We start from the raw sequence: 17689 nt of genomic DNA on the forward strand, positions 1-17689 counted from the left end.
CGCCATGCAAAACATGTCTACCCCTTCCGCGTCACGTATCGACATTCCTGCACTGATCAGCGACTGGCGTCGCCTGCGCGAAACCGAACCCGGGCTCCGCGCGCGCGACGCGGCCGAGCGCCTGGGGGTGAGCGAAGGCGCACTGGTAGCGAGCCGCGTCGGTGACGGAGTCACGCGACTGGAGGGCGAGCTTCCCGAACTCATTCGCGAGCTTCCAAGCCTCGGTCGCGTGATGGCACTGACGCGCAATGCCTACTGCGTGCACGAAAAGAAAGGCACGTACGACAACATCGACATCGGTGGGGTCATGGGTATCGTGCTCGACGAAGATATCGACCTGCGTCTCTTCCTGCGCCACTGGCGCTACGGATTCGCCGTGCGCGAGGTTTCGCATGGGCGTGAGCTGGCGAGCCTGCAATTCTTCGACGGCGACGGCCGCGCGGTGCACAAAGTCTATGCCACGGACGCGACGAATCGTCCCGCCTGGCGCACACTCGTGCATCGCTACACCGCGGCCGTGCAGTCGCCCCTGATCGACTGCGTTGCGGTGGAAGATCCGTTGCCCGCGCGCCTCGACGACAGCGCCGTGAACGTCGACTCGCTGCGGGACGGCTGGCGAGCCCTTCGTGATCCGCATGATTTCTTCGCGCTGCTCAAGAAGCACAGGGTGACACGCACGCAGGCGCTTCGACTCGTCGGCGGCGAGTTCGCGACGCGCGTCGACGACGGTGCCATGCGCCAGGTGCTCGAGAACGCCGCTTCCGGCGGCGAGCCGTTGATGATCTTCGTCGGGTCACCCGGTGTCGTGCAGATTCACACGGGCCCCGTGCACTCGGTGAAGATGGCGGGTCCCTGGCTGAACGTGCTCGACGACGGCTTCAACCTGCACCTGCGCGGGGATGCCATTGCGAGTAGCTGGATCGTGCGCAAACCGGTACCTGAGGGCATGGTGACCTCACTGGAGCTGTATGCCGAAGACGGCACGCAGATCGTGCAGGTGTTCGGCAAGCGCAAGCCGGGTATCCCCGAACGCGAGGACTGGCGTGCGCTGCTGGCGCAGCTGGAGCCGAGACATGAATAAGGGCATGGGGAAGAGCTCGCCGCTGAAGCGGCTCCTACAAGGGGGCGGGTTGCTCGTGGGGTTATTCGCGGCGTCGGCGTCCTCGCTTGCGGCGTCGCGTATTGTTTCGCTGGGGGGCGATGTCACCGAAACGGTCTACGCCATCCATGGCCAGGACGAGTTGGTGGCGGTCGACAGCACGAGCACCTGGCCCGAGGCGGCGACGAAGCTGCCCGACGTCGGCTACGTGCGGCAGCTCAGTGCCGAGGGGGTGCTTGCACTTCGTCCCGATCTGATCCTCGCCACACACGATGCGGGCCCGCCTGCGGTGATGGCGCAGCTGCACGATGCCGGCGTCCGGATCGAAACGCTGCCGGCTTCGCGCGACGCGGCGGATATCGAAGCGAAGATTCGTCTGATCGGCCGCCTGACGGGACACGACACGGAGGCTGCTGCACTTGCCTCGGACGTCGGCCATCGGTTTGCAGTGCTGGCCGCCACCGTGTCGGCGATGCCGTCGCATCCGCGCACGGTGTTCCTGATGTCGACGGGGCAGGGCAGCCCGATGGCGGCGGGCCGGGACACGGGGGCCGACCGCGCGATCGCTCTTGCGGGCGGTGAGAACGTCGCGATTGGCGTCGATGGCTACAAGGCGGTATCGCCCGAAGCGCTGGTAGCGATGAAACCCGACGTCATCCTGCTGATGAAGGAGCGGGAAGACTCGATCGGAGGGATCGGCGGTGTGTTGAAACTGCCCGGCATAGCAGACACGCCGGCGGGGAAGGCGAAGCGCATCTACTTCGTCGAAGGCCAGGCCCTGCTCGGTTTCGGGCCGCGCATGCCGACGGCTGCAAGCGAACTGCAGCGCTACCTGGCTGCGGTTGCACCATGAATGCCGTGAGCGCCGTCCTGCGCAGGCCGCGCTCTCGCCGACGCACCGCCCTGGTCGCGCTGGTGGCGCTGCTTGTTGCGTCGGCGCTGTGGAGCCTGTCGCATGGGGCGATCGACATCCCCGCCAGCGAGGTCGTGCGAGCGATCGCGCGTTGGTTTGGCGGCGCGGCAGCAAGCGGTGACGATCGCGTCGTGCTCATGTTGCGCCTGCCACGTCTCCTGCTGGCGATGCTGGTCGGTTCCGCGCTGGCAGGCGGGGGCGTGACCATGCAGGGGCTGTTTCGTAATCCCCTGGCTGATCCCGGCCTGATCGGAGTATCCGCGGGCGCGGCGTTGGGTGCGGTCGCGGCCATCGTGCTTTGCGGCTCGTCGGGTCACTGGTTGGTGGCGCTGCTTGCGTTTGTCGGTGGACTGGCGGCGACGTCGTTCGTCTACGTGCTGGGCCGTCGCCGTCCGGGCGTCGCCAACCTGTTGCTCGCCGGGGTGGCGATCAATGCGGTCACGATGGCGGGCGTGGGCCTGCTGACTTACATGGCCAGCGAAAACCAGCTTCGCGACCTGACCTTCTGGTCACTGGGTAGTCTGGGCGGCGCGAACTGGACGCGGGTGGCGACGGTCGCGCCATGGATACTGATTCCGTTGCTGTGCCTGCCCAGGGCCGCGCATGCCCTGAATGCGCTGCTGTTGGGGGAGGGTGAGGCGGCTTTACTCGGGTTCCGGCCCGAGCGACTGCAGCCCGCACTGGTCGGGCTGGTGGCGCTCGCCGTGTCGGCATCGGTCGCCTTCTCCGGAGTGATCGGGTTTGTCGGCCTGGTGGTGCCGCATCTGCTGCGCATGGTGTTCGGCCCGGATCACCGGTTTCTCCTGCCGGCATCGGCGCTGGGCGGCGCGATACTGCTGGTCGCCGCCGATGCCCTCGCGCGAACCGTCGTGGCGCCCGGTGAACTGCCGATCGGTGTGCTCACGGCTCTGGTCGGCGGACCGTTCTTCCTTTGGTTGCTGCTTCGCCGCCGCGTCGGGGAGGGCATGCGATGACGACGAACGCATTAGTGGCCAGGGCCGTCCGCGTGGAGCGTGGCGACCGGCTGATCCTGCGTGACGTGTCACTCACGGCAAGCCCGGGCCGGCTGCTCGTTCTGGTCGGCCCGAACGGAGCAGGAAAGAGCACGCTGCTGTCGACGATGGCGGGTCTGCTGAAGGCTGACCATGGCCAGGTCATGCTCGATGGCCGATCGCTGGCGGAGTGGCAACCTCGCGAACTGGCCCGACGTCGCGCGATGCTCTCGCAGCGCGTCGACCTCGAATTTGGTTTCAGCGTCGAGGAAGTGGTGGGTCTGGGTCGTAGCCCGCACACGCCGGATGCGCTTCGGGACGACCGTATCGTCGATGCCGCTCTGCGCGCGGCGCATGCATGGGGGCTTCGCGGACGGTCTTATACGGCGTTGTCCGGCGGCGAGAAGCAACGTGTGCAACTCGCGCGCGTGCTCGCCCAGATATGGGACGGTGCGGGGTCGGGGGCATGGATCCTGCTCGACGAACCCGAGGCCGGGCTCGACATCGCGCATCAGCACTTCATCCTGCGTCGGGCCCGAGCCTGCGCAGTCGCCGGCTTCGGGGTCGTCGCCGTGCTACACGACCTGAACCTCGCCGCCCGCTATGCCGACGAGGTCGCCGTGCTCGCCGACGGGGCCTTGCTGCGTCACGCGGAGCCCGACGAGGCGCTGGATCCGGCGCTGTTATCGGAGATCTATGGCATCCCGCTTGTGCGCCGCGTGGGAGGCGCGATCGACGCCCTCTGAGGGCTGCGACGCTTTGGCGCCCCGGGATGGGCCCGGCGGGGGGTAAAATGGCGGGATCGCTACTGAGCAGGCAGCCGTCCCATGACCTTCCCCGCCGTCCGTATGCGCCGCATGCGCCGCGACGCTTTCTCCCGCGCCCTGATGCGCGAGAACGTGCTTACCGTGTCCGACCTGATCATGGTGGCCTTCATCGTCGAGGGCGAGGGCGTGCGTCAGCCGGTCCCTTCGATGCCGGGTGTCGAGCGCCTGTCCATCGACCAGGTGGTCAAGCTCGGTGCCGAGTGTGTCGCCCTCGGTATTCCTGCCCTTGCCCTGTTTCCGTCGGTCGATGGTTCCGCGAAGACCGAAGACGCGCGCGAAGCCTGGAACCCGGACGCCTTGTTCCAGCGGGCCACGCGGGAACTCAAGCGTCGTTTCCCCGAGCTCGGCCTGATCGGTGACGTGGCTCTCGACCCCTACACCACGCACGGCCAGGATGGCCTGATCGACGACGACGGCTACGTGATGAACGAACCCACGGTCGAGGCGCTGATCAAGATGTCGCTGGCCCAGGCCGAAGCGGGTATAGACTTCGTGGCTCCCTCCGACATGATGGACGGCCGTATCGGCGCGATCCGCGAAGCGCTCGAAGAGGCCGGCTACATCCACACGCGCATCCTGGCGTACTCGGCGAAATACGCGTCCAGCTTCTACGGACCGTTCCGTGATGCCGTGGGGTCGTCGGCAAACCTTGGCAAGGGCAACAAGCACACTTACCAGATGGACGTCGGCAACAGTGACGAGGCCATTCGCGAGGTGGAACTCGACCTCGCCGAAGGCGCGGATGCAGTCATGGTCAAGCCTGGCCTGCCGTATCTCGACATCGTGCGCCGCGTGAAAGACACCTTCGGTGCGCCGACCTTCGTCTACCAGGTGAGTGGCGAGTACGCGATGATCAAGGCCGCGGCGCAGAACGGCTGGCTCGATGAAAAAGCCGTGGTGATGGAGTCGCTGCTTGCGATGAAGCGCGCGGGTGCGGATGCCATCCTGACGTACTTTGCTGTTGATGTGGCCCGGTGGTTGAAGGCCTAGGCCAGGCGGAAATCATGTGGGAGCCGCTTCAGCGGCGAAAAGCCAACGTAGCGTAGAAGCCGCCATAGCTGTTTCGTCCAAATCGCCAGAGCGTGCCCGTGACATAATCGAAGGCGATCTTTCGGGAGTCACGGGATGGATGGACATCATTTTCTCGAGACGGCAGTTGTCTTCCTGCTGGCGACGGTGGTTGCCGTGCCGCTTACGAAGCGCTTCCGTCTCGGTGCCGTCCTTGGTTACCTGCTGGCGGGTGTGGTCATTGGCCCATCCGTCCTCGGGCTGGTAAGCGATACGGCAGGCGTCGCCACCATCTCCGATTTCGGGGTGGTGCTGATGCTCTTCGTCATCGGCCTGGAGTTGTCGCCCTCGCGCCTTTGGGTCATGCGCCGTGCCGTATTCGGTAGCGGCAGCCTGCAGGTGTTCGCCTGCGGACTCGCCATCGGGGCCATGGGCTACTTCCTGTTCGGCCTGACCTGGAAGGCGGCGGTAATTGTCGGCGGAAGCCTCGCCTTGTCGTCGACGGCTTTCGGTCTGCAGATTCTCGCCGAACGCAAGGAAGCCGGCACCGTATATGGTCGTCAGGCCTTCGCCATCCTGCTTTTCCAGGATCTGGCGGCCATCCCGCTCATTGCTGCCGTGCCGCTGCTTGGCGGCGCGCTGGCGCGTGACACGCACGCGCCCGACATCATGAGCGTCATTCGCGTCGTGGGTACGATCTTCGCCGTCATCGTCGGCGGTCGCCTGTTGTTGCGGCACGTCTTCCGTTTCGTCGCCCGCGCGAAGAGCACCGAGGTCTTCACCGCCACCGCGCTGCTCGTGGTGATGGGTACGGCCTGGCTGATGGAACTGGCCGGGATTTCGACCACCCTCGGGGCCTTCCTCGCAGGCCTGCTGCTCGCCGACTCGGAATACCGCCACGAGCTCGAATCGAACATCGAACCGTTCAAGGGGCTGCTGCTCGGCCTGTTCTTCGTCAGCGTGGGTATGTCGGTCGACCTTGCGTTGCTGGTTGCGCAGCCCTTGCTCGTCCTTGGCATGGTCGCCCTGCTGTTGACGGTGAAGGCCTTCCTGATCGTACCGCTGGGCAAGCTCGTCGGCGGGCTGACGTCGGCGGATTCGGTGCGGCTTGCCGCCGTGCTGGCCAGCGGCGGTGAGTTCGCTTTCGTCATCCTCAACCTCGCCCAGCAGAATCGCCTCATCGACGACGGCCAGCGTGGTCTGATGGTCATGGCTATTTCACTGTCGATGGCGCTGACGCCGTTGCTCGTGCTGGCGGCTTCGCGGCTCGTGCACGAGCGCGTGCGCAAGCCCGATCGCGCCTTCGATACGATCGAAGCGGACACCCCGCGCGTTATCATCGCCGGCTTCGGTCGCATGGGTCAGATCGTGGCGCGTGTACTGCGTGCGCAGGGGATCCAGTTCGTGGCCCTGGAAAGCTCGGTCGAGCAGGTCGAGACCTCGCGCCGGTTCGGCGGTACATCGCTGTTCTTCGGCGACCCGGGCCGTCCTGAGATGCTTCGCGCGGCGCAGGCCGACAAGGCAGAGGTGTTCGTCATCGCCACCGATGACCCCGAAGCGAACATCCGCACGGCCCGCCTCGTTCGCCGGCAGTACCCGAACCTCAAGATCATTGCCCGTGCGCGAAACCGTCAGCACGTTTTCCGCCTGATGGATATCGGCGTGGAAGACCCCGTGCGCGAGACCTTCTACTCCAGTCTCGAGATGACGCGCCACGTGCTCGAGTCCCTGGGCATGCCCCCCGAAGTCGTCGAGGCACGCATCGATCGCTTCCGCAAGCACGACAGCCAGGTGCTACGCGCGCAGTACCTCGTGTACGACGACGATGCAGCGTTGGTACAGAGCACGAAGGATGCGCTCCACGACCTGCAGCAGTTGTTCGAAGCCGATGCGGTCGAGGAGCGGGTGCGCGAGGAAGATCACTAGTCCGGCTGGGCAGGCTGGCGCAGGGTCTGGCGGACGCTGGGTATGGCGCCGACGCGCGTGCCCAGTTCGTGCGCGATATCCACGAAGCCCAGGTGACGCGCCACGTCGCCCGCCGTACGGCCGAATGCGTCCGCGGCGTTCCGGTTGGCGCCGCGATGCAGTAGCACGCGAGCCGGCGGAAGCAGGGCGTGCATGGCACTCGCATGCAGTGCGCTGACGCCGCGATGGTCGGCGTGTTCGAGCTTCGCGCCGGCATCGAGCAGGACGGGAACCAGTGCGCCGAGATGGGTCGCATCGGCCGTGCTGCCCGGGCGCATGTGCGCGCCGAGCAGAAGCAGCAGCGGCGTGGCGCCGTCCTTGTCCGCCTTGTTCACATCGGCTCCCTTGCCGATGACGATGTCGAGCAGGCGACGGGCCCGAAGGCTGTCCGTGCCGCCGAAACAGAACTGGGCCGCAGCGTGCAGGGCGGTATGGCCGTGCGCGTCCTCGGCGTTCGCGTCGGCACCATGGGCGAGCAAGGTGTCGGCGATTTCGGGATAACCAAGCGTGGCGGCGATCATGAGCGCCGTAGCGTCGCCGGGTAGGCGCTGGTCGACGCTGACACCCTGCGCGAGCAGAAGCTCGACGACGCTCTCGCGGCGCGCGTTCACGGCGGCGGCCAGCGGCGTAATGCCCGACGCTGCCACGATGGTCGGATCGGCGCCTGCGGATAGCAGATGCGCGACCACGTCACGCTGACCGGCGCCGGCGGCGCGCAGGAGTGCCGTGGCTCCCTGTGCGTCACGTGTGTCCACGCCGAAACCAAGTTCGAGGAGGCGATCGACGGCCTGTGTGTCGCCGGCGCCGGCTGCGGCGGGGAGATCGGCGGCGCGAAGGGCGCGCCGCGGCAACGGCCACGTGGCCCAGCTCAACCAGCGTTCCACGTCGCCGTGACCGATGCCCAGGCCGTAAGGTGTCTCGCCGTTGACGTCCGCGGCCTCGGGATCGGCGCCGCTCGCTACCAGCAGGCGAACCAGCGGGAGACTCTCGCCTCCCTGTTCGAGCGCCGCATGGAGCGGCGTACGGCCGCCCGCGTCGCGCACGTTCGGATCCATCCCGCGGGCCAGCAGCGCGCCGAGCAGGGCCACGCGGCCGGTTGCGGCGGCCATGTGCACGGGTGTGCGCCCACGGGCGTCGGCGCCGAAGGGATCGGCGCCGGCTTCGAGCATGGCCAGCGTGAGGCGCTCATCGGCGCCGTCGAGGCGACAGATGGCCTGGCCGAGCAGCCCCGCCCCTGCGGGCGTTGCGCCTGCCCGCATCAGCTGCAGTAGCGCGTCGGCGGCCTGGGGCAGCTGCGGCAGCAGGGCATCGAAGAGACGTCGACCAGGTGCGTTGCCTTCGTCCGCCGTAACGGCCAGGCGTGCCTCGGCACTCATGCCGTGATCGAGTAGCCACGCGCGTCCCGATTCGAAGCCTGCGCCGGCAAGATCGACGTACAGCGCCGCGAGTTCCTCGGCGGGCCACTCGCGCACTTTGGCGGAGAATGTCGATGCCACGGCCCAATGGCCGAAGCGCAGCGCGTCGTAGAGGTGCATCGGCGAATCGGCGCCTGCTTCCGGCACGACGGATTCACTGAGCGAGGTCGGCAAGGGTGTTCCCGGATCGAGCAGGGCGACAAAATCCCAACGTCCTGCGGCGGCCGCGTGATCCAGGGCACTTCGACCGTCCGCGCCGGGCTCCTTCGGCTGCGCTCCCAAAGCGAGCAGGGCGCGAACGGTCGCTGCCTGCGCGCGTGGCGACTGGCTGGCAAGAGTGAGTGCGTCACGGCCATGGCCGTCTCGCGGCGACGCATCGGCGTTGGCTTCGGCGAGCAGTTGGACGATGCCGTGGGCGCCCGCGCGCGCGGCCTCCATCAGCGCCGTCGTGCCGTGGCGATCGGCAAGATTCGGATTGGCATTGGCCTGGAGCAACGCGCGTGCGATTTGCTCGTGGCCTTCGGCGGCAGCGGCGATGAGGGCGGTGCGGCCCGACGCATTGACCGCGTTGACCGGACCCTTGTGCCGGAGCAGCACCTTCACGCCTTCCGCATCGTCGTCCGCGATACCCGCAGCCGCGACAAGGGCGGGTTCACCCCCGACCGGCGCCGGCTTCGCACCGTGCTCGAGCAGGAAGCGCGCAAGCGCCCAGTTGGCCGCCCGGCAAGCAATCGCCAGCGGCGTGTCGCCGGCAGCATTCACCGCGTCGACGGACGCGCCCGCGTCGAGGAGCATCGCGGCTACGGTGGGTTCGGCGCCGAGCACAGCGCCATGCAGTGGCGTGTTGCCTTCGGCGTCCGTGGCCGACGCGTTCGCTCCATTGGTCAGCAGCGTAAGGACGGCCTCGGGGCGGCCATGCCAGCTGTCACGCGTGGCCGCGAGCAGGGCAGTAACGCCATTTTGTGCGCGATTGACCTGAGCGCCACGAGCGATGAGCGAACGCAACAACCGGATATCGGGTGACAGCGCCGCCAGTGTGAGCACGGGGCGCTGGTCGCGGTCGCCCGGCTCCGCGCCCATGTCGGGATCGGCTCCGGCCTCGACGAGCGCCACGGCGCGAGCGATGTCGCCTTCACGCGCGGCGGAGAGCAACGCACGGTCACGCACGCCCGGCTGGCTCTCTTCGCTGGACAGCACGGGAATAGGTGCGGGGGTGGCCGGTACCTCGACGATCGGCTCCCGGCGCGGCTCGGCCCGTGCCGTGCGGATATGGCCGCGGTGATCGCAGAGCAGCGCACGCAGCGTACGGTTGGCGATGATCATGCCGCAGGCCGGCAGAAGCACCACGCCGTAGATAGCCAGCGCGGCAATTCGCATCTCCGACGGGAAGACGCCGTACAGGCCGGATAACGCCACGGCGCAGAAGGCGAGGATCAGCAAGCCAAGGGCGGCGGGTACGAAATGCGTGAAGAACCGTTCTTCCGCCGAGAGGTGGCGACCGAACGAGACGGATCGCGCGACGGCCGTGAAGATCCATGAGCCGCTGTTGCTGTCTTCCGGATACGCGTCGTCCCAGAGAAAGAGCAGGCCGAACGCCGGCCAGACACGCCACAGGACAGCAAGCGCGACGACAAGGGTCGCTGCAAGCACCAGGGCTGCCCAGAGGCTCGGCGCCTTGGTCAATTCCAGCAGGGGCCACGCGACGAGCACGAAGACAACGAACGTGTAGATCGTAAAGATCACCACGTGTGCCGACCCACGGCGCAGTGTCGTGCGCAGGTAGCTCTGCTCCGGATCGAAGCCAATCGCATGGCACACCGCGCCCATGGCCAGGGCGTTGGCGAGCAGAAGCGGCATCAGCGCAAGCGGCGAAGCGGTCAGCCCGGCGCACGCAACAGCGGCAAGGGCGGGGAGAAACCAGGGCAGTGCCTTGATCAGCGGTGGTCGTCGACGTTTGGGATTGGCCATGCGCGGGAGTATACGGACGGCACAGGGGTGGCGCGGTAACGCGGCGTTAACCCGCGCTACGCGATCTGCCCATGGGCGTATTCGGCCGGGTCAGGCGCGGACGAGCGTCTGGTCGGGGTCGATCTGCCGATTGAAGTTGGGCTGGTTGCAGACGGTGAGCGTTTCGTTCGAGGGCGTCTGCAGGTGCCAGCCGCACCCGCCGAGGTTGGTCAGGATGCGGTCGGAATCGTCGTGAGGCAGCTTCCGTTGCGGCGTCAGCTCCACTTCGAGGACGAAGCGGAGCTCACCCAGCAGGAGAACGAGGGGTTCCGGAAGCATCTCGAACCCGTCGCGGCGGGTCATCCAGACGTAGGTGTCGGGCTTTCGCAGGCTGGCGTAGACGTAGCAGTGCATGACGGCAGTCTCGCTTGCGGTTCGGCTCACCACCCTACCAAAAGAGGGAGCCTCCTGCAGTGGTCTAAACCCCTGCCGTTACACCTTTGTTGCATTAGCACTTGCAAATTTCTCGTCAAGTCGTCCAGAGTTCCACCCCAGATTGTTAAACGCGCGTATGAAAACGGATAAATTTTGCGTTTTCCGCGATCGCGACGTCGACCCAGAGCAGAACAGAAGCAGGAGCCCCACCGAATGTTGAAGCTGAACCTCCACACCCGTCCGCTGGCCATCGCCGCCCTTTCGCTGGCCATCGCCGGCGCGCTGGTGGCTCCCCAGGCCGCTCACGCCAGTGCCTTCCAGCTCAAGGAAAACAGCGCTGCCGCGCTTGGTCGCGCCTTCGCCGGCTCCGCCGCCGCGGGTGACGATGCCTCCGTGATCGTGAACAACCCGGCTGCCATGTCCCTGCTCAAGGGCAATGTCATCCAGGCCGACGTGACCGGCATCAACTTCAGCACCAAGTTCAACGGTACCGCGACCGACGCGCAGGGTCGCCCGATCTCCGGCGGCAACGGCGGCGACGCTGGCACGACCATTCCGGTTCCGGCGCTGTACTTCGCCACCCAGGTCGGCGACCGCGCGCATATCGGCTTTGGCCTGACCGCGCCGTTCGGCTTCAAGACCGACTATGACTCCGACTGGAAGGGCCGCTACAACGGCGTCAAGTCCGACTTCAAGTCGTTCGATGCCACGCTGTCGGGTTCGTACGACATCACGGACACCTTCGCCATCGGTGCCAGCCTCATCGCGCAGAAGACCAGCGCCGAGCTGACCAGCGCGATCAACTACAACACCGTCGGCCTCGGCCTCATCCAGCAGGCCGCTGCGGCTGGCGAGATCTCGCCGCTCGTCGCACGCGCGCTTGCCCAGCAGTACGCCACCGTCGTCCCGCCGGGTAGCGACGGCGTCGCCCGTATCAAGGGTTCCGACTGGAACTTCGGCTGGCAGGTCGGTGGCCTCTGGCGTCTGACCGATACCGATCGCCTCGCGCTGAACTACCGCAGCAAGATCAAGCATTCGCTCGACGGCACCGGTAACTTCACGCAGCCGTCGAATGTGACTGCCGTGCTGTCGAACCCGACCGTCGGCGCGCTGCTCGGCAGCGGCCAGCCGCCGTTCACCCACACCGAAGGCACCGCCGGCTTCACCACGCCCGCCGTGGCGACCGCCAGCTACTGGCACCAGGCTTCGAAGTTCGGTTGGGGTATCGATGCATCGTGGACCAAGTGGGATTCCTTCGAGGACCTCACCGTCAACTTCGCGAACCCGAACCAGCCGCAGAACAACGAGCACTTCGGCTGGCATAACAGCTGGTTCGTGTCGGTCGGTGGCGAGTACTACGTCACGGACAAGTTCACGGTGCGCGGCGGTGTTGCTGTCGACACCACGCCGACCGAAGACCAGAACCGCGACGTGCGCGTGCCGGACTCCACCCGCAAGTGGCTCGCGTTCGGTCTGGGCTACAAGGCCACCGATCGTCTCGAGATCAATGCGGGCTTTGCCCACATCTTCGTCAATAAGGCGCACATCGCCGGCGGCGAAAGCGCCACCCTCGACCGCATTGCGGGCGAGAGCGACGACAAGGGCAACCTGCTCAGCGTGTCGGCCAAGTACGCATTCTGATCTCCTGATCAGCAAGGCCTGAAACGAAAAAGCCTCCCCGGCAACGGGGAGGCTTTTTTTTATGCTTGAAGAAATGGGGGAGCCGCTTCAGCGGCGATGCTTTTCAGCCCTGGCTCCCACAGCACTTCTTGAACTTCTTTCCACTCCCACACGAACACAAATCGTTCCGCCCGACCTTCGAAGGATCGCGCTTCACCGTCTGCCCGTGCTGCGGATGACGCCGCTTATAAAGCGCCGCCAGCTGGAACGGAATTTCATTGAGCAACCCCATGCGCTCTTCGAACGACGGCAGGGGAAGCGCCGGCATATCCGGCGTCGGTTCGGTCTGGTCCGCCGACAGCGTCATGAGCATACCCATGAACGGATAGAGGCTCTCATCCATCCATGCGTCCCAGTCCTCGCCCCACTCGTTGAGAGCGAAGCGAAAACCCAGCGCCCAGTCGCTCGCGATGGGGTAGTCGCCCGTATAGGTGCTGACGTCTTCGATATCGTCGAACTCTTCCGGCGAGTCGATGAAGGGAAGCGATTCCTCGCCCAGGGCGACAGGGTCCGACGCGACGCGATCGGCGATGACCTGCCAGAACTCCTGCATCAACTCATAGGCCTCGTCGTGCTCGGCCTCCGACGACCATGGCGTCGCACCGCCGAGCTCGAGCACGGCGATGCAATCGTCCACATTTACCTCGGCCGGTCCGACGTGGGCGGCCGAAAACAGGCCGTCGAGCGCCTCCAGCGAATAGCGGTTGGTCGAGGCGAGCAGGTCGTCCAGGCGGCCCAGTTTCGTTTCAGTCATCTGCATAGCGGGCGGACTCAGTAGGCGTATTCAGTGAAAATCGGATCGACGCTGCCGTTCCAGCGACCGTGGAACAGTTCGAGCTTGGTATCGGCCTGGGTCTTGCCGGAGAGTGCCATCTCTTCCAGCGGCTCGAGGTAGATCGACTCGTCGGTGCCCCGGTGACCCTGCACGTTGCGACGCTTCAGGCCATGCGACGCGATCTTCACCGCTTCGAGCGCGAGCTCGCGAACGCTATGGTTGCGGAAGCGCAGCGCCAGGGCATCCTTCGGTACGCCGTCACGCAGGGCGTGGCGCTCGGCCCGTGTGAAGTCTTTTACGAGGTCCCACGCGGCATCGAGTGCCACGTCGTCGTACAGCAGACCGACCCAGAAGGCGGGCAGGGCGCAGAGCGAGTTCCACGTGCTGGTGTCGGCACCACGCATTTCCAGGTACTGCTTGAGGCGGACTTCCGGGAAGGCGGTGGTCAGATGATCCGCCCAGTCCTTCATGTTCGCTTTCTCACCCGGCAGGGCGGCCAGCTCGCCGCGCATGAACTTCTTGAAGTCCTGACCGGAGAGGTCGACGTACTTGCCATCGCGGTAGCTGAAGTACATCGGCACATCGAGGATGTAGTCGACGTAGCGCTCGTAGCCGAAACCGTCTTCGAAGACAAAATCGAGCATGCCGGTACGGTCGCCGTCGGTGTCGGTCCACACATGCGACCGGTACGACTTGTAGCCATTCGGCTTGCCTTCGGTGAACGGTGAATTGGCGAAGAGCGCGGTCGCGATCGGCTGCAAGGCCAGCGCCACGCGGAACTTCTTCACCATGTCCGCTTCGGTCGCGAAGTCGAGGTTGACCTGCACCGTGCAGGTGCGCGTCATCATGTCCAGGCCGAGCGAGCCGACCTTGGGCATGTACTCGCGCATGATCTTGTAGCGGCCCTTGGGCATCCACGGCATCTGGTCGCGACGCCATTTCGGCTGGAAGCCCATGCCAAAGAAGCCGATGCCGAGCTCTTCGGCAACCGAGCGGACTTCCTTCAGGTGCTCGGTGACCTCATCGCAGGTCTCGTGAATTGAATGCAGGGGCGCGCCGGAGAGCTCCAGCTGCCCGGCCGGCTCCAGGGTGATGTTGGCCATGCCCTTGGTCAGCGCGACCGGCGTCTCGCCTTCACGGGCGACGTCCCACCCGAAACGCGTGGCCAGCGTCTCGAGCAACTGGCGGATACCCGGACGGTCACCGTCGAAGGGCGGAGGGGTCAGGTCATCCGTATAGAACCCGAATTTCTCGTGCTCGGTCCCGATGCGCCATTTATCACGCGTCTTCTCGCCCGCGGCGAGGTAGGCGACCAGATCGTTACGGTCGCCGATAGGCGTGCTCTTGGCGGCGCTGGGTATGGACACGGACTTTCCTTGGACTAGGGGGCGGCGGTAACCGGATGCCGCACACATGGGGGCGCATGCCTGCCGGGAAAAGGTGCCATGCCCGGCGGCGCAGGTTAGCAAATGACTCGGGGGCCTGCTGAGGATGTCACCTTTGATGTTGTAGGTGGCCTGTTGGAGTGGCCGGGATATCCCCTGCGCGAATCGCCGCAAATGCCTTGCAGGCTCTCGGTCGCAGCTTTTCTACAATTTCTGCATCGACGTGGGTCGACGGCTCCAGGGCGAGGCAGCGATACCGATGACCGAGCGTGCGTCCGGCGGGCCGGAAGAAATCCAAGGGCTTGAGGCCAACCTTGCTTTACGCACCTCCGGGCGGCGGTTCAGTAATTACGTTGTCTACGTCGACGAGAGCGGAGACCACGGTCTCGAGTCGCTGGATCTTCAATATCCCATCTTCGTACTCGCGTTCTGTGTTTTGCAGAAAGATCACTATGCACGACGGGTCGTTCCCGAAATCGACTTACTCAAGTTCAGGTACTTCGGACATGACATCGTCGTGCTGCACGAGCGTGAAATCCGCAAGGAGCAAGGTGTCTTTCTGTTCAAAGATCGCAAAAGAAAGGAGGGTTTCCTGAATGACCTTACGAAAATAATCGATGCCAGCAACTTCGTCCTGATCAGTTGCGTGATCCACAAAACGAGGCTAAAGGAGCGCGCTGCGCTGGGACTCAATCCTTATCACCTGGCCCTCGGCGTTTGTCTCGAAACGCTGTTCGAATTCGTTCGAGAGATGCGGCAGCACGCATACCCGACGCATGTTGTCGTCGAGTGCCGCGGCAAGAAGGAAGATCACGAGCTTGAGCGCGAGTTCGGCCGGATCTGCGACGGTGCTAACCGTTGGGGCAGGAAGCTTCCTTTTGCGCTCAAGTTCGCCCATAAGAAGACGAACTCTTCAGGCTTGCAACTCGCCGATCTGGTCGCCCGGCCGATAGGACTCTCTGTACTGCGGCCGGAAAGCACCAATCGGGCATTCGAGATACTGAAGCGCAAATTCTTTTGCGGTGGCAGTGGCAGTTGCCGGAAGCTGGGCTCCGACGGCCGGGGCCCGGCGGTTCTTCCTGGCCCAGAAAGCGAAAAGCCCCGGTGAACTCACCGAGGCTATAGCGCCGACCGGGAACCCCCAATCCACTTGGACGTAGTTTAGGTCGGGCCGCAACGCCTCACAAGCGTCGTCTCTTGTCACACCACGTAGGGATAAGACTCTTGTGCTGATGAATTCGTCAGCACAGGTCCCAACAAGAAAGGCCGCCCGGAGGCGGCCTTTCGCTGGACTCGATGGGGCGCGCTTAGCGCTTCATCGAATTGAAGAACTCGTCGTTGGACTTCGTGTTCTTCATCTTGTCGAGCATGAACTCCATGGCGCTGAGTTCGTCCATCGGGTGGAGGAGCTTGCGCAGGATCCAGATCTTGGCGAGCAGGTCCGGTTCGATGAGCAGGTCTTCGCGACGGGTGCCCGAGCGGTTGATGTCGATGGCCGGGTAGACGCGCTTCTCGGAGATACGACGGGACAGGTGCACTTCCATGTTGCCGGTGCCCTTGAACTCCTCGTAGATCACTTCGTCCATCTTCGAGCCGGTGTCGGTCAGCGCGGTGGCGATGATCGTCAGGCTGCCGCCTTCCTCGACGTTACGCGCCGCGCCGAAGAAGCGCTTGGGGCGCTGCAGGGCGTTGGCATCCACACCACCGGTGAGGACCTTGCCGGAGCTCGGAACCACGGTGTTGTAGGCACGGGCCAGGCGGGTGATCGAGTCGAGCAGGATCACCACGTCCTTCTTGTGCTCGACCAGGCGCTTCGCGCGTTCGATCACCATCTCGGCGACCTGCACGTGACGCACTGCCGGCTCGTCGAAGGTGGAGCTGATGACTTCGCCGCGAACGGTGCGGGCGATTTCCGTGACTTCCTCGGGGCGTTCATCGATCAACAGCATGATCAGATGGACGTCCGGATGGTTGTACTGGATGGCCTGGGCGATGTTCTGCAACATCATCGTCTTACCCGACTTGGGCTGGGAGACGATGAGGCCGCGCTGGCCGCGGCCGATGGGTGCAACCAGGTCCAGGATGCGGCCCGTGATGTCCTCGGTCGAACCGTTGCCACGCTCGAGCTTGAACGACTTGCGCGGGAACAGCGGAGTCAGGTTCTCGAACAGCAGCTTGTTCTTCGACGCCTCCGGCGGATCGCCGTTGATGTCGTCGACCTTGAGCATCGCGAAATAGCGCTCGCCTTCCTTCGGATGGCGGACGCGACCGGTGATGTAGTCGCCGGTACGCAGGTTGAAGCGGCGGATCTGGCTGGGCGAGACGTAGATGTCGTCAGGGCCGGCCAGGTAGGACTCGTCGGCCGAGCGCAAGAAGCCGAAGCCGTCCTGCAGGATCTCGAGCACGCCTTCCGCCCAGATGCCGCCGCCCGAACGGGCGTGGGCCTTGAGGATATTGAAGACCACGTCCTGCTTGCGCTGGCGGGCGACGCCCTCGCGGACACCGAGCGACTCGGCGAACTCGAGCAGCTGGATGGCATTCTTGCGCTTGAGTTCGGTCAGGTTGATCAGGCGATCGTTGCTGCCGGCGTCGGCGTTCTCGTCGTCGTCGACCGGGTAGCCGTTGTTGTTGCGCTGGCTCTGGTAGTTGTTACCGCCGCCATTGCCACCACCCGTGTTACCCGGATTGCCACCACCGCCACCCGGGCGCTGCTGGTTGCGCTCGTTGCGCCGGCGTCGGCCGCGGCCCTCGCGCTCGACGTTGTTGGCGTTGTTCGGGTTGTTGGGGTTGTTCGGATTGGTATGACGGTTCTGCGGCTGGTTCGGGTTTTCGACCCGGCTCATCTGCTGGTTCTGGCCGCCCTGGGGCTGGCCGTTGCCATTGCCGCTGTTGCCGTCACGAGCTTCGCCAGGCGCGGGACGCGCCTCGTTGCCCTGTTGCGGGCTGCCCTGCTGGCTGGCGGGCGGCTGGTTGTTGAGCTGGAGCTCAGCCTGCGGCGCCGGCGACGGGCTGGGTGCCGGTGTCGGGGTGGGCAGGGGAGGAAGCGGCGGCACCGGCGCTGGCGGACGAGCCGCCACGGGTGCGGGAGCCGGCGCGGGAGCGCTCTTCTCTACCGCAGGTGCTTCAGCGGCGGGGGCCTTGCGGCGGGTACGGGGACGCGGTTCGGTCGCAGGCGTGTCGCCGGCGCCCTTGGCGTCAATGGGATTTTTAGTTTCGATATCAGACACGGGCAAACCTCACGGGGCGCC

The 17689-nt window shown here is 65.4% G+C and carries 13 protein-coding genes; 8 read left to right on the forward strand and 5 right to left on the reverse strand.

All coding sequences use genetic code 11. The features are described 5' to 3' along the window. The first annotated feature begins 4 nt into the window (after positions 1-4). From ACVWWJ_RS02430 to ACVWWJ_RS02455, 6 genes are all read left to right on the forward strand, one after another. On the forward strand, positions 5-1081 hold the full coding sequence (locus ACVWWJ_RS02430; RefSeq protein WP_456966643.1) for a hemin-degrading factor: 1077 nt from the start codon (positions 5-7) through the stop codon (positions 1079-1081). After that, positions 1044-1952 carry a heme/hemin ABC transporter substrate-binding protein gene (locus ACVWWJ_RS02435; protein WP_456966644.1) on the forward strand — a complete coding sequence of 303 codons (909 nt, stop codon included), beginning with the start codon at positions 1044-1046 and terminating at the stop codon, positions 1950-1952. The genes ACVWWJ_RS02430 and ACVWWJ_RS02435 overlap by 38 nt, the downstream gene beginning before the upstream one ends. Continuing rightward, positions 1949-2986, forward strand: a complete 1038-nt coding sequence (locus tag ACVWWJ_RS02440; RefSeq protein WP_456966645.1) for a FecCD family ABC transporter permease — start codon at positions 1949-1951, stop codon at positions 2984-2986. Before ACVWWJ_RS02435 ends, ACVWWJ_RS02440 begins: the two co-directional genes overlap by 4 nt. Beyond that, the gene (locus ACVWWJ_RS02445; RefSeq protein WP_456966646.1) at positions 2983-3750 is read left to right on the forward strand and encodes a heme ABC transporter ATP-binding protein; all 768 of its coding nucleotides are present in this window, start codon (positions 2983-2985) and stop codon (positions 3748-3750) included. Before ACVWWJ_RS02440 ends, ACVWWJ_RS02445 begins: the two co-directional genes overlap by 4 nt. 81 nt (positions 3751-3831) lie before the next feature. Then, complete coding sequence (gene hemB, locus ACVWWJ_RS02450) at positions 3832-4821, forward strand: porphobilinogen synthase (RefSeq protein ID WP_159890135.1); 990 nt, start codon at positions 3832-3834, stop codon at positions 4819-4821. A 135-nt stretch (positions 4822-4956) separates the two neighbouring features. After that, positions 4957-6765 carry a monovalent cation:proton antiporter-2 (CPA2) family protein gene (locus ACVWWJ_RS02455; RefSeq protein WP_159890137.1) on the forward strand — a complete coding sequence of 603 codons (1809 nt, stop codon included), beginning with the start codon at positions 4957-4959 and terminating at the stop codon, positions 6763-6765. Here ACVWWJ_RS02455 and ACVWWJ_RS02460 read toward each other — a convergent pair. Together ACVWWJ_RS02460 and ACVWWJ_RS02465 are read right to left on the reverse strand one after the other, a co-directional pair. Then, positions 6762-10187, reverse strand: coding sequence for an ankyrin repeat domain-containing protein (locus tag ACVWWJ_RS02460; RefSeq protein WP_456966647.1), 3426 nt, complete (start codon positions 10185-10187; stop codon positions 6762-6764). The genes ACVWWJ_RS02455 and ACVWWJ_RS02460 overlap by 4 nt on opposite strands. A 90-nt stretch (positions 10188-10277) precedes the next feature. Then, positions 10278-10580, reverse strand: a complete 303-nt coding sequence (locus ACVWWJ_RS02465; protein WP_159890156.1) for a YcgL domain-containing protein — start codon at positions 10578-10580, stop codon at positions 10278-10280. Between the two features lie 234 nt (positions 10581-10814). Here ACVWWJ_RS02465 and ACVWWJ_RS02470 point away from each other — a divergent pair, with 234 nt between their 5' ends. Next, positions 10815-12242, forward strand: coding sequence for an outer membrane protein transport protein (locus ACVWWJ_RS02470; protein WP_159890140.1), 1428 nt, complete (start codon positions 10815-10817; stop codon positions 12240-12242). Between the two features lie 103 nt (positions 12243-12345). On the opposite strand, the gene ACVWWJ_RS02475 is transcribed toward ACVWWJ_RS02470, so the two are convergent. Both ACVWWJ_RS02475 and ACVWWJ_RS02480 read right to left on the reverse strand, forming a co-directional pair. Then, positions 12346-13035, reverse strand: a complete 690-nt coding sequence (locus ACVWWJ_RS02475; RefSeq protein WP_456966648.1) for a UPF0149 family protein — start codon at positions 13033-13035, stop codon at positions 12346-12348. A gap of 17 nt (positions 13036-13052) precedes the next feature. Next, positions 13053-14423, reverse strand: coding sequence for a glutamate--cysteine ligase (locus ACVWWJ_RS02480; RefSeq protein ID WP_159890144.1), 1371 nt, complete (start codon positions 14421-14423; stop codon positions 13053-13055). A gap of 277 nt (positions 14424-14700) precedes the next feature. On the opposite strand from ACVWWJ_RS02480, the gene ACVWWJ_RS02485 reads away from it, so the two are divergent. Continuing rightward, the gene (locus tag ACVWWJ_RS02485; RefSeq protein ID WP_456966649.1) at positions 14701-15549 is read left to right on the forward strand and encodes a DUF3800 domain-containing protein; all 849 of its coding nucleotides are present in this window, start codon (positions 14701-14703) and stop codon (positions 15547-15549) included. 199 nt (positions 15550-15748) lie between these two features. Here ACVWWJ_RS02485 and rho read toward each other — a convergent pair whose 3' ends face one another. Beyond that, complete coding sequence (gene rho, locus ACVWWJ_RS02490; RefSeq protein WP_456966650.1) at positions 15749-17668, reverse strand: transcription termination factor Rho; 1920 nt, start codon at positions 17666-17668, stop codon at positions 15749-15751. Between the last annotated feature and the right edge of the window lie 21 nt (positions 17669-17689).

This window comes from Luteibacter sp. HA06 (assembly GCF_054061215.1).

What these genes read in the sequence shown, in the direction of transcription:
- hemB (WP_159890135.1), top strand. Translation starts at nt 3,832, where the DNA reads ATGACCTTCCCCGCCGTCCGTATGCGCCGCATGCGCCGCGACGCTTTC.
- ACVWWJ_RS02465 (WP_159890156.1), bottom strand. Translation starts at nt 10,580, where the DNA reads ATGCACTGCTACGTCTACGCCAGCCTGCGAAAGCCCGACACCTACGTC.
- ACVWWJ_RS02460 (WP_456966647.1), bottom strand. Translation starts at nt 10,187, where the DNA reads ATGGCCAATCCCAAACGTCGACGACCACCGCTGATCAAGGCACTGCCC.
- ACVWWJ_RS02475 (WP_456966648.1), bottom strand. Translation starts at nt 13,035, where the DNA reads ATGACTGAAACGAAACTGGGCCGCCTGGACGACCTGCTCGCCTCGACC.
- ACVWWJ_RS02440 (WP_456966645.1), top strand. Translation starts at nt 1,949, where the DNA reads ATGAATGCCGTGAGCGCCGTCCTGCGCAGGCCGCGCTCTCGCCGACGC.
- ACVWWJ_RS02485 (WP_456966649.1), top strand. Translation starts at nt 14,701, where the DNA reads ATGACCGAGCGTGCGTCCGGCGGGCCGGAAGAAATCCAAGGGCTTGAG.
- ACVWWJ_RS02470 (WP_159890140.1), top strand. Translation starts at nt 10,815, where the DNA reads ATGTTGAAGCTGAACCTCCACACCCGTCCGCTGGCCATCGCCGCCCTT.
- ACVWWJ_RS02445 (WP_456966646.1), top strand. Translation starts at nt 2,983, where the DNA reads ATGACGACGAACGCATTAGTGGCCAGGGCCGTCCGCGTGGAGCGTGGC.
- ACVWWJ_RS02455 (WP_159890137.1), top strand. Translation starts at nt 4,957, where the DNA reads ATGGATGGACATCATTTTCTCGAGACGGCAGTTGTCTTCCTGCTGGCG.
- ACVWWJ_RS02430 (WP_456966643.1), top strand. Translation starts at nt 5, where the DNA reads ATGCAAAACATGTCTACCCCTTCCGCGTCACGTATCGACATTCCTGCA.